Annotated in this window: 14 protein-coding genes and 2 riboswitches; of the genes, 6 read left to right on the forward strand and 8 right to left on the reverse strand. The window is 66.3% G+C overall.

Going from position 1 to position 15559, the window contains the following annotated elements:
• Nucleotides 1-30 precede the first annotated feature (30 nt).
• The 5 genes from CXR02_RS15640 to CXR02_RS15660 all read right to left on the reverse strand — a co-directional run bounded on the left by CXR02_RS15640 (nt 31) and on the right by CXR02_RS15660 (nt 4639).
• Nucleotides 31-531: an HNH endonuclease gene (locus tag CXR02_RS15640; RefSeq protein WP_104062827.1), complete on the reverse strand. Its 501-nt coding sequence runs from the start codon at nt 529-531 to the stop codon at nt 31-33.
• A gap of 236 nt (nt 532-767) precedes the next feature.
• Complete coding sequence (locus CXR02_RS15645; protein ID WP_104062828.1) at nt 768-1514, reverse strand: C40 family peptidase; 747 nt, start codon at nt 1512-1514, stop codon at nt 768-770.
• A 172-nt stretch (nt 1515-1686) separates the two neighbouring features.
• Nucleotides 1687-2361 (reverse strand): C40 family peptidase, encoded by a 675-nt coding sequence (locus CXR02_RS15650; protein WP_258061018.1) that lies wholly within the window; start codon nt 2359-2361, stop codon nt 1687-1689.
• 70 nt (nt 2362-2431) lie between these two features.
• Nucleotides 2432-2594, reverse strand: a riboswitch (cyclic di-AMP (ydaO/yuaA leader).
• A 148-nt stretch (nt 2595-2742) separates the two neighbouring features.
• The gene (locus CXR02_RS15655; protein ID WP_104062829.1) at nt 2743-3567 is read right to left on the reverse strand and encodes a M23 family metallopeptidase; all 825 of its coding nucleotides are present in this window, start codon (nt 3565-3567) and stop codon (nt 2743-2745) included.
• Between the two features lie 3 nt (nt 3568-3570).
• Nucleotides 3571-3814, reverse strand: a riboswitch (cyclic di-AMP (ydaO/yuaA leader).
• 129 nt (nt 3815-3943) lie between these two features.
• Nucleotides 3944-4639, reverse strand: coding sequence for a metal-dependent transcriptional regulator (locus CXR02_RS15660; RefSeq protein ID WP_058929975.1), 696 nt, complete (start codon nt 4637-4639; stop codon nt 3944-3946).
• Between the two features lie 277 nt (nt 4640-4916).
• On the opposite strand from CXR02_RS15660, the gene serC reads away from it, so the two are divergent.
• Nucleotides 4917-6047, forward strand: a complete 1131-nt coding sequence (gene serC, locus CXR02_RS15665) for a phosphoserine transaminase (RefSeq protein WP_058929976.1) — start codon at nt 4917-4919, stop codon at nt 6045-6047.
• 83 nt (nt 6048-6130) lie between these two features.
• Here serC and CXR02_RS15670 read toward each other — a convergent pair whose 3' ends face one another.
• From CXR02_RS15670 to CXR02_RS15680, 3 genes are read right to left on the reverse strand one after another with little or no spacing between them, the layout of a single operon-like run.
• Entirely contained in the window at nt 6131-7465 is a 1335-nt protein-coding gene (locus tag CXR02_RS15670; RefSeq protein ID WP_104062830.1) for an MFS transporter, read from the reverse strand.
• Between the two features lie 45 nt (nt 7466-7510).
• Nucleotides 7511-8056, reverse strand: a complete 546-nt coding sequence (locus CXR02_RS15675) for a DUF3027 domain-containing protein (RefSeq protein ID WP_104062831.1) — start codon at nt 8054-8056, stop codon at nt 7511-7513.
• A gap of 9 nt (nt 8057-8065) precedes the next feature.
• Nucleotides 8066-8449 (reverse strand): cold-shock protein, encoded by a 384-nt coding sequence (locus CXR02_RS15680; RefSeq protein ID WP_056347308.1) that lies wholly within the window; start codon nt 8447-8449, stop codon nt 8066-8068.
• A gap of 246 nt (nt 8450-8695) precedes the next feature.
• On the opposite strand from CXR02_RS15680, the gene CXR02_RS15685 reads away from it, so the two are divergent.
• The 5 genes from CXR02_RS15685 (at nt 8696) to CXR02_RS15705 (ending at nt 15463) form a co-directional block, all read left to right on the forward strand.
• Nucleotides 8696-8929, forward strand: coding sequence for a hypothetical protein (locus CXR02_RS15685; RefSeq protein WP_058932785.1), 234 nt, complete (start codon nt 8696-8698; stop codon nt 8927-8929).
• 10 nt (nt 8930-8939) lie between these two features.
• Complete coding sequence (locus CXR02_RS15690) at nt 8940-11429, forward strand: helicase-associated domain-containing protein (RefSeq protein WP_104062832.1); 2490 nt, start codon at nt 8940-8942, stop codon at nt 11427-11429.
• A 13-nt stretch (nt 11430-11442) separates the two neighbouring features.
• Nucleotides 11443-13086, forward strand: a complete 1644-nt coding sequence (locus tag CXR02_RS15695; protein ID WP_104062833.1) for a DNA repair helicase XPB — start codon at nt 11443-11445, stop codon at nt 13084-13086.
• Nucleotides 13087-13199: 113 nt separating this feature from the next.
• Nucleotides 13200-13910, forward strand: a complete 711-nt coding sequence (locus tag CXR02_RS15700; RefSeq protein WP_058929981.1) for a response regulator transcription factor — start codon at nt 13200-13202, stop codon at nt 13908-13910.
• A 2-nt stretch (nt 13911-13912) separates the two neighbouring features.
• Nucleotides 13913-15463: a HAMP domain-containing sensor histidine kinase gene (locus CXR02_RS15705; RefSeq protein WP_181037258.1), complete on the forward strand. Its 1551-nt coding sequence runs from the start codon at nt 13913-13915 to the stop codon at nt 15461-15463.
• Nucleotides 15464-15559: the final 96 nt, after the last annotated feature.

Raw genomic sequence — 15559 nt, forward strand, 5'->3', positions numbered from 1 at the left:
TACCGCGCGGACCGGAACAAGGCGGCCCGCTCAGGCGGCCCGCTCAGGCAGCAGGAACGGATCCCAGGCCGGCGTGGGCTTCTCAAGTTCCTTGATCTGCCAGATGGTGCCATGCGGCGGTTCCGGAACAAACCTGAGCTTCCAGCCCATTTCAGCGGGGGTGTGATCGCCCTTGGTGTTGTTGCAGCGGAGGCACGCGGCCACCAGATTCTCCCAGGAGTCGGCGCCGCCACGCGATTTGGGCTGCACATGGTCGATGGTGTGGGCCCCTTTGCCGCAATACGCGCAGCGGTGTCCGTCCCGCCGCAGGACGCCGCGGCGGCTGACAGCGGTGCCCTGGTTGTATCTGGGGCGGATGTAGCGGTTCAGGAGAATCACGGACGGGCGGCCCAAAATCTCCTGAGGCCCCACCACAGGGTCATCGCCCTCGGCAATAACACTGGCCTTGCCCGTGAGCACAAGCACCAGCGCCCGGCGGAAGGTGACTACCGCCAGCGGTTCATATCCAGCATTCAGAACGAGAGTGCGCATGCACGTACCTCTTCGTGGCCGCACCCGTCAGGGGCACGAGGGCCGGCTGCCCCCGGCATATCCGGGCTATGGATCGACACCACAAGAGTAAACAAAGAATCCCGGGATCAGCTAATCGCAGAAGCGGCGGCCGTCACGTGTCGGGCCTGGGCGACTGTCCGGATCGGTACGACAAGCCGCAGACAGCAAAGGACCCCCGCCGTGAGGCAGGGGTCCTTTGAAGGCTGACTCTGGTGCTAGGACACGCGGATGTAAACGGGGCCGGAGCCCACATTGGCGCTGAACACTACGGTCTGGTTGCCATTGTAGCCCCCGTGCACGGCCTGGCCGTTGCCAGCGTAGACGGCAATGTGGGCAACGCCCGCGCCGCCGTCGGCGTAGTACAACAGGTCGCCGGGCTGGGCCTCGGCGGCGCTCACGGTTTGACCGAGGGACAGGTAGCCTGCGGGCCAGTCGCGGAAGTTGATCCCCACGGCAGCCAGCGAGTTGGTGACCAGCATGGTGCAGTCCTGGCTGACACCGAGTTGTGCGTAGGCAGCGGAGAGGATGGCAGCACCCTTGCCGCTGGCTGAGACCGGCGCCTTCGGAGCGGCCGGTGTTGCCGACGCTACCTTGACGGTGGCCGCGGCCTTGGCCGGAGCCGGAGCTTCAACAACAGGTGCGGGAGCCTCAACCGGAGCCGGCGTGGTGGTCACTGCGGGCTTCTCGTAGGAGATGGCAATGGTGGAAGCAGCCGAAATGATGGCCGGGGCGGAAACCTCAGCCTCAAGGTTCGAAGCGGACGCAGCTTCACGCTGGACGCCGGTGTCAGCCGCGTTCGCAGCGATACCACTGGTCAGGACAAGGCCGGAAGCAGCAGCGATAACCGCAGCCTGACGGCCCATGCCGCCGGCGTTGTCGCCGACAGCCTTGGCAATGACAGCCAGCGAGTTGGTCTTGGCGACCTCGGCGCGGTGCCGTGCAACAGTTGCACGTGTAGTCATTAATTTTCTCTCTTTCGTTTTCCTCAGGACCGCGTGGGCAGCCCAAGGGCTTTGGACGCGCCGGCATCTTGGGGGTACGCCGGCACGCCCCGAACGGGGATTTAGCGAAGAGTTTCTCGTGAAGAAACGGTTCCGGCAGCGCAGGGCTGCAGGAACTACTGGACTGCAGGAACTACGGGGCCATCGTGAAGAACGCGGAGGAGCCCGTGGATGCCACCGAGTGGAGCAGCGTGCCCTGTGACGGATTCAGTGCGCTGATCATCATGCCGTTGCCGACGTAAATGCCAACGTGGGCGCCGCCATTCTGCATGACCAGGTCACCGGGGGCCGGTGTGGCCGTGGGCCGCATGGCTGTCCAGGCATTGGTGCGGGGAATGCTGATGCCAGCCTGGGCGTAGACCCACTGCGTGAAACCGGAGCAATCCCAGCCATTGGGAGTGGTGCCGCCCCAGAGGTAGGGGTTGCCGATACCGGTGTAGGCAAGTGCTGCCAGACCCGAAGCGTCGGCGGAGGAGACAGTGTCAGCGAGCTTGCTGGCCGCGGCCTCGGTTGCGGCAGCACCCTGAGCCCCGGTTTCGGAGGCCGTGGACTGCGCACGGACCGTCTCAACCTTCGGCGCCGGCGTCGTCTTGATGACGGGGCGTTCGAAGGAAACGGTAGCCGTAGGCGCGGCAGTTACGGCAAGCGCCGTCTGCGCGGAACCGGACTCGGTAGAGGCGGAAACGCCGGCGGTGGAATCCGCGGCGTTGGCCGGAAGCCCCATGCTCAGGATCAGACCTGATGCAGCTGCGATCACAGCAGCCTGGCGACCTACGGTCCCGGCATTGGCACTGACGGCCTTGGACACGGAGCCCAAGGGATTAGTGCGAACCGGTTGTGCGCGGTGACGCGCAGAAGTATGGCGTGAAGACACGAAGGTAGCCTCTCCCAATGCCTGCGAGGTGAGCTGTCGGATTCGGATGGGAGTCACCCGGCCGCGCTGCTTCACAGTGGAAGCTTTGCGACTTAACCCCAAGGCCTTCAGAATCGAAGACCAAAATTGGTTCCCCCGCCCCTGCCAGACGATGTCATGCGAACGGACCTTGAGCGGTGGCAGAGCTAGGCAATCCACTCAAGAACGTCAACTTCGGAAAAGTTGACGCGCTTTAGACGTTACAGGAGTTCCGAGCCAATGTCACATTCAGGTCACGGCACGTCGCCGCGATTCGAGAGTTGGCCATCATTTGGGTCAGAGCCAGCCGGTGGGGTCAACGACTTCGCCATTGATCTGGACCTCGAAGTGGAGGTGGCAGCCCGTGGACGCGCCCGTGGTGCCGCTGAGGGCAACCACGTCGCCGCGGCTGACCGTCTGGCCTACCTTGACGCTGGCGGAGGAGAGGTGGTTGTAGGTGGTTTCAAGGCCATTGCCGTGATCCACCACCACGCGGTTGCCACCGCCGTACTGGTGCCAGCCAACGAAGGTCACGGTGCCGCTGGCAGCGGCCATGACGGAGGTTCCGCACTGGGCCACGTAGTCCTGGCCGCGGTGAAAGTCGCCGGAGCCGCCGGTGATGGGACTGACCCGGAACCCGAAGGGTGAGGCCGTAACCAGCTGGGCCAGCGGCGGGCCAAGGCTTCCGGCAGAGGCGGCGCGGGTAATGGATCCCGCGGACTGGGCGCTCAACAGCTGCTTCAGCTTGCCGTCGGGATCACCCTGGGTCACTACGGACGAGCGGCTGAAATCAATTTGGGCGGCGGCTTCGGCGGTCACTTCGGGCTGCGGAGCAGCGGAGACGGCTAACGCAGCCTGGCCGGGTGCCGGAGTGGCCATCACGGGGCCGGTCACAGGAACCGTCACAGTGAGAGCCAGGCCTGTTGCTGCCAAGGCGATGCCGGCCTTCTGGCCGAGGCCACTGGCGGCGGCGAAATCCGTCATCTGCCGGAAGGGTCCCCGGCGGCGGCGGGCTTCCCGCTGTGGGTCGCGGGGCCTCTCCGCGCTGAAATCCTCGGCCACTCTGGGCGCCGAGGCGGGACCCACCGCGCGACGGCGGCCCCTGGAGTATTGCGTGGTCAAGAATGTTCCTCTCTGGGTAGCCTGCGAAGTTAGCTGTCGGATTCGGGTCAGAGAGTTCAAAGACCCGGTCCGCCGTGACAAGCACTTCGCGCAGAGATATCCCGTGAGGATCCTTCGCTGGAAGAGGCTTGCTGCTGACGGACTTAACCCCAAGGCAGTCTTACGACTGCCGGTTGTGGTTCCCCCGCCTCTGCCAGTTGGTGACTGATGCACCTGATCCGCTGGCAGAGCTCGGCTCCGGATCAGGTAACGCTTTTGTATCGACGCTGAGTTTCAACTATAGGTGATTAACTTGGACAGTAACAATTCCGTTATCTTTGCGGAACCTTGCGTCGCTGCGCTATGGAACGGCCACACGCGGCGGACCGCCTTCCCGTCAGCTGACGGAAACGAAGACGTGGGATGCCACTTCCGGGGGCAGCTCGAGCGCCCCTTCGATTCCCGGAACGCGCACCGAAATGTACTCCCCTACGCGCTCCAGGGACACCGTGGCACCGGGCCTGATCCCGCCTTCATCCAACTGGACCAGCAGCTCAGGTTCCACCTGGATGGGCTCAGCCAGCCGGCTGACTGTCACGTTCGACGCTGGTCCGTAGCCCTGCATCGCATCCAGGAGATTAATCACACCGGCGTCTGGGAGCGCGGGCGCCGGCCCGCCCAGGGCGGCCAGCCCGGGGATGGGGTTGCCGTACGGAGACTCGGTGGGGTGGTTGAGCAATTCGTAGATGCGCTGCTCTACGCGTTCGCTCATCACATGCTCCCAGCGGCACGCTTCATCGTGGACATAGGCCCAGTCCAGGCCAATCACATCCGCCAGGAGCCGTTCCGCGAGCCTGTGCTTGCGCATCACTTCCGTAGCGCGTTTCCGCCCGGCTTCCGTGAGCTCCAGGTGGCGGTCCCCGGAGACCACGACCAGTCCGTCGCGTTCCATCCGGCCGATGGTTTGGGACACCGTGGGACCGGAATGCCGCAGCCGTTCGGCGATGCGTGCGCGAAGAGCAACGATGTTCTCTTCCTCAAGCTCCAAAATGGTCCGAAGATACATCTCCGTAGTATCGATCAGATCCGTCATCCAGCTCAGCTCCTCGAGCGCAGTACCTTGCGTTGTCCCACCGTATCGCGTCCCGCTCAGCGGCGAGGTCCGCTAAAAAGCTTAGCCTATTTTGAATTTGTCTGGATAATGCCCGGGCGGAGACAAACAGTCTCATTGGCCGGACTATGACGGCCCCGGTTCCCCGCCCAATCGAGGGTTCAGGCAGAATAAGGGAGGTCCTTATGCAGTCACCGCCGACTACCGGCCACCCCACCGCCCGGACGTGAGCCACGTCCATGCCGAAATTGGAGCCCCCGTGAGCGAAACCAGCATCACTATTCCCGCCGACCTCCTGCCAAAGGATGGACGATTCGGCGCAGGACCCTCCAAGGTCAGGCCGGAGCAGCTCGAAGCGCTCTCAGCGGCGTCCAAGACCATCCTGGGCACCTCCCACCGCCAGGCTCCGGTCAAGAACCTCGTGGGCTCCGTCCGTGAAGGCCTCAGCCAGTTCTTCCGCGCCCCCGAAGGCTACGAAGTGGTCCTCGGCGTCGGTGGCTCCACCGCTTTCTGGGACGTCGCCAGCTTCGGCCTGGTGGAAAAGAAGGCCCAGCACCTGTCCTTCGGCGAGTTCGGCTCCAAATTCGCCTCAGCCACCAACAAGGCCCCGTTCCTGGACGCCTCCTCCATCATCAAGTCCGAGCCCGGCACGCGCCCGGTATCGGCCGCCGAGGCTGGCGTGGATGTCTACGCCTGGCCGCAGAACGAAACCTCCACGGGTGTCGCGGCTCCGGTCAAGCGCGTCGCGGGCGCCGACGCCGGTTCCCTGGTCCTGGTGGACGCCACCTCCGCAGCCGGCGGCCTGGACGTGGACGTCTCCGAGGCCGATGTCTACTACTTCGCCCCGCAGAAGAACTTCGCGTCCGACGGCGGCCTGTGGCTGGGGCTCTTCTCCCCCGCCGCGCTGGAACGCGCCGCCCGGGTCAAGGCCAGCGGCCGCTGGATCCCCGATTTCCTGGACCTCCAGACTGCCATCGACAACTCCAAGCTGAACCAGACGTACAACACGCCGTCGCTCTCCACCCTGGTGACCCTCGACGCGCAGGTGCAGTGGCTGAACGCCAACGGCGGCCTGGACTTCGCGTCCGCCCGCACCGCTGACTCCGCCGGCCGGATCTACTCCTGGGCCGAGGCCTCCGAGTACGCGACCCCGTTTGTGGCCAAAGCGGAGGACCGTTCCAACGTCATCGCCACCATCGACTTCGACGACTCGATCGACGCCGCCGCGATCGCCAAGGTCCTGCGCGCCAACGGCATCGTGGACACCGAGCCGTACCGCAAGCTGGGCCGCAACCAGCTCCGGATCGCCACATTTGTGGCCATCGAGCCGGCCGACGTCTCCGCGCTGCTGGCAAGCATCGACTACGTGGTGGGCGAGCTGCGCAAGTAGCGCACCCGCGCGAACGGACACTTGGGGCCCAGATACCGGGGCCCAAGTGTCCGTTCGCACTGTTTTTGTGGTGACGCCAGTTGTCAGTGTCCGGCGGCGTCGTCCGGGTTTTCGTCCCGGGCGGCGCCGTTTGCGTTGTCCCCCGGTTGTTGGCCGCCCAGGTGGGAGACGACGCCGAAGTAGCGCAGGCCGCGGGCGCGCCGGTTGAAGGTGAGCCGGAGCTGCTGGGCACGAATGATCCAGATCATTCCGATCACGGCGGCGATGATCCCGGAGGCGGCCGCAACGGAAAGCGACCACCGGGGGCCGGCGACGTTGGCCACCCATCCCACCAACGGGGCGCCGATGGGTGTGCCGCCCATAAAGATGGCCATGTACAGGGCCATGACCCTGCCCCGCATCACGGGATCGGTGGTGGTCTGGACGTAGCCGTTGGCACTGGTCATCATGGTGATAGCGAACAGGCCCACCGGCACCAGCGCCACGCCGAACCAGAAGTAGTCCGGGGCAAGCGCGGCCAGTCCCGAGGTCACCCCAAAGGCAGCCGCCGCGCCGAAGATCATCCGCAAGCGGGGCTTGCCGCGGCCGGCGGCGAGCAGCGCGCCTGCCACGGAACCGATGGCCATGATGGAATTCATGAGCCCGAACGCGCTGGCGTCCAGCCCGAATTCCGTGCCCACCATCGCGGCGATGAACAGCACGAAGTTAAGGCCGAGTGTTCCCACGATGAACACGGCCACCAGGACCACCACAATGTCCGGCCGGAACCGCACATAGCGCAGCCCCTCCCGGATCCGGCCCTTGCCCGGAGCTGCCAGGGGAAGCTGGCGCAGTGACGCGGCGGGGATCTTCCACAGGCTCAGGAGCATGGCCAGGAACGTGCAGGTGTTGATCAGGAACACCCAGCCGGGACCTACCGCCACGGTGAGGACGCCGGCCACGGCGGGCCCGATCATCCGGGCGACATTGAAGGAGGCGCTGTTCAGGGCCACGGCGTTGGGCAGGTAGTCGTCCCGCACGAGTTCAGAAACGAAGGTCTGCCGTACCGGGGCATCGAGGGCGGAGACCATGCCCAGCAGCAGGGCGAAGCCGTAGACGTGCCACAGCTGGCCGGCGCCGAGCACCACCAGGATGCCCAGGCCGGTGCTCAGTAGTGCCATCAGCGACTGCGTGATGACCAGCAGCTGCCGGCGGCTGAAGCGGTCCGCCACGAGGCCGGCGACCGGCGCGAGGAAGAGCTGCGGCCCCAACTGCAGCGCCATGGTGATCCCCATGGCCCCGGCGTCGTGATCGGTGAGGTGGTCAAACACCAGCCAGTCCTGGGCCGTCCGCTGCATCCAGGTTCCGATGTTGGAAACCAGTGCGCCGAGGAACCAGATCCGGTAGTTGAGGATATGCAGGGATTTGAAGGTGGACATCAGTGCCGGCCTTCTTGGTTCTCAACCCTGCGCATTGGCAACTGCTTAGTCAGCCTCGCCGGCGGGGTCGTCGTCTTCGGATCCTTCGTCCCGGTCCTCGGACCCGGGAGTGTCAGCCTCGGCGTGCGAAGTGTCTGGCTCCGCAGCCGAAGCAACAGCTGCGCGCGGCTCGTCTTCCTCTGCCGCCTGTGCGTCCTCGGGGCGGACGCGCTCGGCCCACGGCACCCACTCCGGGGAGAGGATGGAGTCCTCCGACGGCAGGAGGCCAAGCTCGCTGACCGTGACCACCTTGGAGCGGGAGTTCCTGGTCAGGACCGCGTACCACTGCCAGCCGTGGTAGCCGGCCATTCTTGATTCGAAGAGGTGGGTGACCAGGCGGTCGCCCTCACTTTTGGCAGCCAAATGCGCACCGATGTCCGACGCCGCCGCGATGCCTTCGATGGCGGTTCGCGCCTCGCCAACGGCAGCGGCGAGGAAGGCATCCGGCTTTCCGGTGCGCCACACGGGCACGCCTGCGCGGCGCTTGGCCTCGGCTTTGGCGCCTACTTTCTCCGCTGTTGTGGTGTCCGGCTGTTCAGCGTCCGCGTTCATGGCCAAGACCTAAACGTCCAGCTCGTCGGCAACCTTGCGCAGGGCAGCCGCGATGGCTTTGCCCTTGTTGCCTTCCGGGTACTTGCCCGCGGACAGGGTTCCGGAGAGGTTGTCCAGCACGCTGACGAGGTCCTGGACCAGCGGCGCGAGGTCCCGGGCGCTGGGCCGCTTGGCCTTGGCGATGGACGGCGTCTTGTCCAGGACGCGCAGGCCCAGGGCCTGTGCACCCTTGCGGCCGTCGGCAACGCCGAACTCAACCCGGGTGCCGGCCTTCAGTTCCGTGATGCCTTCGGGCAGCGATGATTTGGGCAGGAAGACTTCCTGGCCGTCCTCGCCTGCGAGGAATCCGAAACCTTTTTCCTTGTCATACCACTTGACCTTGCCGGTAGGCACGTAATCAACCTTCTTCGTTCTGACGTCTTCTGACACGGCCGGCAGTCACCGCATCCGCACTGATGTGCGGGTTCAGGGTATGACAGCGACGGACCGTGTTGGTCTGTTCTTCAAGGTTATCCTGCCGGGGGCCGGAATCCTGCTTTCACGCACCCTTCGTCCTGCCGCCTGCCTGCGGCTGTGTGCCCGCCGCGCACGGCCGCCTGTGGCGCCACCACCGGCCGACCGGCTGTTAGCGTTGCCTGCATGACACCCTCGCGATACCGGCGCCCACTGATGATCTGCGCAGCGGTTGTTGCCATGCTTTCCCTCGTAGCGGTGGGAGCCGTCATGGCACTGGCCTTCGCAGGCTCCGCTGCTCCGGCCTGGGTCACTGCCACTGCCCTGTACGGGTTGCCTGTGGCGTTCCTGCTGATGCTTTTCCTGGTGCTGGACAGCGTGGCGGGCCGGCGCCGGGCAGGAAAGTCCGGCGGGCGGTAACGTTGGACTGATGTCCCTTATTCGCGCGCTCAGCAAAGAACTGGAAGCACGCAGCGATGACTCGTTGCGGGCGCTCTTTGCAGCGCGGCCGGACCTTATGTCCCCCGCCGTTCCTGACTTTTCCGCCCTGGCCGCGCGGGCAAGTGCGCGGGTCAGCGTCCAGCGCGCGCTCGAGCGGCTTAACAGGCCACAGATGCAGGTGCTGGAAACGCTGCATCTGTGTACCAACACGGACACCGAACACAGCGCCTCGGCGGCGGGCGTCCGGAAACTCATTGCAGGGTCCACGGTGGCGGCGCTGGAACGCATCCTGGCCTCGCTCGAGGAACTGGCTTTGGTGCACCGGGCAGAGCCGCCGCATGGAACGGCGGTTTCGGGCCACCGCCAGCGCTACTACCTGCCGGTGGGAAGCCTCAAGGACGTGGTGGGAATCTATCCTGCGGGGCTGGGGCGGAGCTACACCGAGCTGGTAAGGCTCCAGCCCGCGTTTGCCCAGCGGGCAGTCCAGCTCGTTGCCGAGCTGCGCCGCAGCGGCGTCTCCATCCAGAACGCCACCACCCCCATGGAGGCCGCCCTCGCGCTGCAGCATTGGACATCCTCGCCCGAGGCACTCGGCGAGGCTTTGGCTGGAGCCCCGGAACGCACGACGGCGCTGCTCGCCAAATTCCGCAACTGGGCCATGGGTGCCGTCCCCCAGGCGCAACGGAAAGCCTCGGTCTCGACCCAGGGCGCCGACGTCGGGCCCGTGGACTGGCTCCTGGCCCGTGGCCTGCTGGTCCCCCTGGACGCCGCGCACGTGGAACTGCCGCACAGCGTGGGGCTGTCCCTTCGCGGCGGTGCCATCATCAATGACTTCTCCCTTTCCCCGCCGGTTCCGGAGCTGGGCACCACCACCGCTGCGCTTCGTCGGAACGCGGCGCTGGGCGCCATCGCTGAAACCCTCCGGCTGGTGGGTGATCTCCTCCACGCCGTCCGCGAACAGCCTCTGGCCACACTGCGCAGCGGCGGCGTAGGCGTCCGGGAAATGAAACGGCTGGCCGAGACACTGCGCATCGACCAGCACCGGGCCGGCCTCCTGCTGGAGATCAGCGCCCTCTCCGGCCTGTTGCGCCTTGACGTCGACTCATCCTCCTGGGTGCAGCCCCCGCAGCTGGAGTGGCTGGCCCTCCCCCGCCAGGAGCAGTGGCTGTGGCTGGTCAATGCCTGGCTCGCGAGCGAGCGTGTGCCTTCACTGGTGGGTCAGCCCGCTAACGGCCCGGGCGGCGTTCCCGCCGCACACCGTGCCCTGGCCGGGAACACCGTTAATGCCCTTTCGGCAGAGGCGCAGCGGCCGGACGCCCCCGTGGTCAGGAAGAGGATCCTGGAAATCCTGGAGGAACTCACCCAGGAGGCTGCCGCTGCGGACGGCACGGCACCGGTCCTGGATGCTGCGGCCGTCCTCCAGCGGGCTGAATGGACGCAGCCGCGGATGGCCCGCCGGTTCAGTTCCCTGATCAGGGGTGTGCTCGCGGAAGCGGAGCTGCTCGGACTGATCGGCTCCGGTGCGTTGAGCCAGCTGGGCAGCGCCATTGCCGAAGACAACCCTGACGAGGCCTTGGGCATCCTGGGCGAGCATCTGCCTGCGGCACTGAACCACGTCCTGCTTCAGGCGGACCTGACCGCAGTTGCCCCGGGCTACCTGGCTCCGGAGCTGGCCGAAAAACTACTGGTGATGGCCGACGCCGAGGGGCACGGGCCCGCCACTATCTACCGGTTCTCTGCCAACTCGGTCCGGCGGGCGCTGGACGCCGGGCATGACGCCTCGAGCCTGCTGGAGTTCCTGCGTGAGCATTCGGCCACGGCCGTGCCCCAGCCCTTGGAATACCTGGTGGAGGACACCGCGTCCCGGCACGGCCGGCTCCGGGTGGGAATGGCCGCCAGCTTTATCCAAAGCGATGATGAGGCAACCGTGCTGGAGCTGGCGGCGGAGTCCAAAGCGGCCGGCCTGGGGCTGGCCCGCATTGCGCCGACGGTCCTGATCTCCACCGCTCCGCCGCGGGAGACAGCCCAGGTCCTGCGCGGACTGGGCCTCTCGCCGTCGGTGGACCAGGCCGAGCCCGGCGTGGTCCGGCTCCGCCGCACTAACAATGTTCACGGCAGCGCCCGCCCCATCTACACGGCGCCGCGGACCGCACCCGCAGAGGACGACGTCGCCGCGCAGCTGGCCGTCCTGCGGAACAGGCGGGCTGAAGCCTCCGGAAACCACGCAGGCCCCGTGGCTGGTTCCGGCGAAGCTGCGACCCAGCTTGGGCTGGAGACGCTGCAACGGGCTATCCGGCTCAAGCAGCGCGTGAGCATGAACGTGGTGGACAGCCAGGGGAATCCCTGCCTTGAAACAGTTGTTCCCCTCTCAGTAAACGGCGGACGCGTCAGGGTCTTTGATCCTGTCAAGGAAACCGAGCGTGTGCTCTCCATCCACCGCATTATCGACATTGAGGCCGCGGAAGAACTGCGCCAGTGAAGGACTGCCCCGCGTGAACGACGGCCCGCTGATCGTCCAAAGTGACAAGACCATCCTGCTCGAGGTGGACCACGAACTGGCCACCGAAGCGCGCCACGCCATCGCCCCCTTCGCCGAACTGGAACGGGCCCCGGAGCACATGCACAGCTACCGGCTGACGCCCCTGGGCCTGTGGAACGCACGCGCCGCCGGCCTGGACGCCGAGAAGGTCCTGGACACGCTGCTCAAATACTCGCGGTTCCCCGTGCCGCATTCGCTGCTGATCGACGTCGAAGAGACCATGTCCCGGTACGGGCGGCTGCGGCTGGAGAAGGACCCGCAGCACGGCCTGGTGATGCGCACGGACGACTACCCGGTGTTGGAGGAGGTCATCCGGGCCAAAAAGATCCAGCCCCTGCTGGGGCCGCGGATCGACGGCGAAACCATTGTGGTCCACTCCTCACAGCGCGGCCAGCTCAAGCAGCTGCTCCTGAAAATCGGGTGGCCGGCGGAGGATCTGGCTGGCTACGTGGACGGCACACCTCACCTGATCGCCCTGAACGAGAACGGCTGGAAGCTCCGCCCGTACCAGCAGCTCGCCACCGAGAATTTCTGGGCCGGCGGCAGCGGCGTGGTGGTGCTGCCCTGCGGGGCCGGGAAGACGCTGGTGGGTGCCGCAGCCATGGCCACGAGCTCCACCACAACCCTCATCCTGGTCACGAACACGGTGGCGGCCCGGCAGTGGAAGGACGAGCTGCTCAAGCGGACGTCCCTGACGGAGGACGAAATCGGCGAGTACTCGGGCGCGGTCAAAGAGGTCCGCCCGGTCACCATCGCCACGTACCAGGTCCTCACCACCAAACGCGGCGGCCTGTACCCGCACCTGGAGCTGGTGGACGGCCACGACTGGGGCCTGATCATCTATGACGAAGTGCACCTCCTGCCGGCGCCGATCTTCCGGATGACCGCGGACCTGCAGGCCCGCCGCCGGCTGGGCCTCACCGCCACCCTGGTCCGCGAGGACGGCCGCGAAGGCGAGGTCTTCAGCCTCATTGGGCCCAAACGGTACGACGCGCCCTGGAAGGACATCGAAGCCCAGGGCTATATCGCCCCCGCGGACTGTGTGGAGGTCCGCATTGACCTGCCCCGGGACGAACGCGTGGCCTATGCCATGGCCGAGGACGCGGACAAGTACCGGCTGTGCGCCACGTCCGAGTCCAAGACCCTGATCGTGGAACAGCTGGTGGCCCGGCACCAGGGCGAGCAGCTGCTGGTGATCGGGCAATACATTGACCAGCTGGACGAGATCGGCGAGCGCCTGCAGGCTCCCGTCATCAAGGGCGATACGTCCGTCAAGGAACGGCAGAAGCTCTTCGATGCATTCCGGGCCGGCGACGTGAACACGCTGGTGGTTTCCAAGGTGGCCAACTTCTCCATCGACCTGCCCGAGGCCTCGGTGGCCATCCAGGTCTCCGGTTCCTTTGGGTCGCGGCAGGAGGAAGCCCAGCGGCTGGGCCGGTTGCTCCGCCCCAAGAAGGACGGCCGGGCGGCCCGCTTCTACTCGCTGGTGGCCCGGGACACCCTGGACCAGGATTTCGCGGCCAAGCGGCAGCGCTTCCTGGCAGAGCAGGGATATGCCTACCGGATCATGGATGCCAAGGACGTCGGCGCCGCCTGACGGTCACCCGGTGTTCCTGTCCGGCGATGGGGATGGTCACGCCCCGGGGGCTCCCCATGGAACACCCACCATCCATCCAGAAAACTCACAGATTCTGGGAGCATGATGGGAACATGAAGAAGACCGGCCCAGAAGCCAAGCTGCTAGTTGTTGATGACGAACCCAACATCCGCGAGCTGCTGTCCACCTCGCTCCGGTTCGCAGGCTTCGAGGTGGTCTCTGCCGCCAACGGCCGTGACGCGCTGGCCGCCGCCGAGCTCCACGCGCCCGATCTGGCGGTACTGGACGTGATGCTGCCGGACATGGACGGCTTCACCGTCACCCGCAAGCTGAGGGCTTCGGGCAAGCACTTCCCGGTCCTGTTCCTCACGGCGAAGGACGACACCGAGGACAAGGTCACCGGCCTCACAGTAGGCGGGGATGACTATGTCACCAAGCCGTTCAGCCTGGACGAGGTGGTGGCCCGCATCCGTGCCGTCCTGCGCCGCACGCAGCCCCTACTCGACGACGACGCCGTGATCCGGGTGGACGACCTGGAGCTCGACGACGACGCCCACGAAGTGCGCCGCGGCGGCACCGTGATCGAACTGTCCCCCACGGAATTCAAGCTCCTCCGGTACCTCATGCTGAACCCCAACCGGGTGCTGTCGAAATCCCAGATCCTGGACCACGTCTGGGAGTACAACTTCAACGGCGACGCCTCGATCGTGGAGTCCTACATCTCCTACCTCCGGCGCAAGGTGGACATTGATCCGGACGCACCGGCACTGATCCAGACCAAACGCGGAGTCGGCTACGTGCTCCGGACGGCAGAGAAGCGCTGACCTTGCTGCAGCGGTGGAAATCGGCCTCGTTGAGGTCCCAGCTGGTGGCCATGATCATGGCACTGCTGATTGTTGCGCTGACCTCAACCGGCGCCGGCACCCTCACGCTGCTGCACAGCTACCTCCAGGCGCAGGTGGATGACAAGCTGTACGCCGCCGTCGACCTCGCCAGCAAGCAGCGCTCGTTCACCCAGCTGCAGGCACCCACCAACCCGATGGTCCCCACTGACTACTCGCTGATCCTTTACACCCCTGGTGAGAACCCCCAGCTGTTGGGCGGCGATCCGGATGACCACCCCGACATCGCAACCATCTCCGTTGAGGACGCCCAAAACCGGGGCACCCGCCCGTACCAGGTCAGGGGCACCGACGGCCAGAACTGGCGGGTGGTCGCGGTGACCGTGCTCTATGTCGGCCGTCCCGCCGTCGTTGTCATAGGCTTGCCGCTGCAAAGCGTGGATGACGTACTCAAGCACGCCACCCTGGTGGTCACCGGCGTCGGCCTGCTCACCCTTCTGCTGGCCTCCCTGATCGCCAGCTGGACCGTATCCCGGTCATTCCGTCCTCTGGCCAAGGTGGAAAAGACCGCAGCCGCCATCGCCGCGGGCGACCTTTCCAGGCGTGTGGACGTCGAAAATCCCGGCACTGAAGTGGGGCGGCTCGGCAGCTCGCTGAACGCCATGCTGGCGCATATCGAGACTGCCTTCGCCGCCCGGACAGCCTCCGAAGGCAGAATGCGCCGGTTCGCGGCCGACGCCTCCCACGAGCTGCGTACCCCGCTCGTGACCATCAGGGGTTTCTCCGAGCTCTACCGCCATGGCGCGCTGGCCACCGACGAGGACGTGGCCACGGCCATGGGGCGGATCGAAAGCGAAGCCAAACGGATGGGCTCTATGGTGGAGGACCTCCTCCTGCTGGCGCGCCTGGACGAACAGCGCCCGCTCCAGCAAAAGCCCGTGGACCTGCAGCTGATTGCCCACGATGCGGTGGTGGACACGCAAGCAAGCGACCGCTCGCGCCCCATCTCCCTGACCGGCCTTGGTGACGATCCGGCCGCCCCCGCGCCGGTGCTCGGTGACGAAGCAAAACTGCGGCAGGTGGTGGGGAACCTCATGGGGAACGCCCTGCGCTACACCCCGGACGGCAGCCCGATCGAACTAGCCGTCGGGGTCCGGACCTCCGACGGCGGGCAGCCGCTCGCCGTGATCGAGGTCCGTGACCACGGCCCTGGCATCTCCGAGGAGGACGCGTCCAAGGTGTTCGAGCGTTTCTACCGCGCGGACACGTCCCGGACGCGCGAGACCGGCGGCAGCGGCCTGGGGCTCGCGATTGTCGCGGCCATCGTGGGATCGCACGGCGGGTCCGTCAGGGTGGAAAAGACCGACGGCGGCGGGGCCACGCTGGTGGTCAGCCTGCCCGTCCGGGACGACGCCACCGATGAGGCTCACGCCGGCGATGACCACCTGGGGGAAGCCCACCCGGGCGCAGCGGCCACGCAGGATGGCGATCCCCTGGACGGAGGCCGCGGAGATGGCAAGGTTATCCACATATAGCCATGGAGCGTGGCGTGCGGGCAGTGCCCGTCCGTAGGCTCGCAGTAGTGGCCCGGAGCAGCCGGGCGGGCAGCACATGCTGTCCCACTACTTCGA

This window comes from Arthrobacter sp. 4R501 (genome assembly GCF_002929755.1).
Classification (GTDB): domain Bacteria; phylum Actinomycetota; class Actinomycetes; order Actinomycetales; family Micrococcaceae; genus Arthrobacter.

What these genes read in the sequence shown, in the direction of transcription:
- CXR02_RS15685 (WP_058932785.1), top strand. Translation starts at nt 8,696, where the DNA reads ATGACACCCTCGCGATACCGGCGCCCACTGATGATCTGCGCAGCGGTT.
- CXR02_RS15660 (WP_058929975.1), bottom strand. Translation starts at nt 4,639, where the DNA reads ATGACGGATCTGATCGATACTACGGAGATGTATCTTCGGACCATTTTG.
- CXR02_RS15690 (WP_104062832.1), top strand. Translation starts at nt 8,940, where the DNA reads ATGTCCCTTATTCGCGCGCTCAGCAAAGAACTGGAAGCACGCAGCGAT.
- CXR02_RS15675 (WP_104062831.1), bottom strand. Translation starts at nt 8,056, where the DNA reads ATGAACGCGGACGCTGAACAGCCGGACACCACAACAGCGGAGAAAGTA.
- CXR02_RS15645 (WP_104062828.1), bottom strand. Translation starts at nt 1,514, where the DNA reads ATGACTACACGTGCAACTGTTGCACGGCACCGCGCCGAGGTCGCCAAG.
- CXR02_RS15640 (WP_104062827.1), bottom strand. Translation starts at nt 531, where the DNA reads ATGCGCACTCTCGTTCTGAATGCTGGATATGAACCGCTGGCGGTAGTC.
- CXR02_RS15700 (WP_058929981.1), top strand. Translation starts at nt 13,200, where the DNA reads ATGAAGAAGACCGGCCCAGAAGCCAAGCTGCTAGTTGTTGATGACGAA.
- CXR02_RS15670 (WP_104062830.1), bottom strand. Translation starts at nt 7,465, where the DNA reads ATGTCCACCTTCAAATCCCTGCATATCCTCAACTACCGGATCTGGTTC.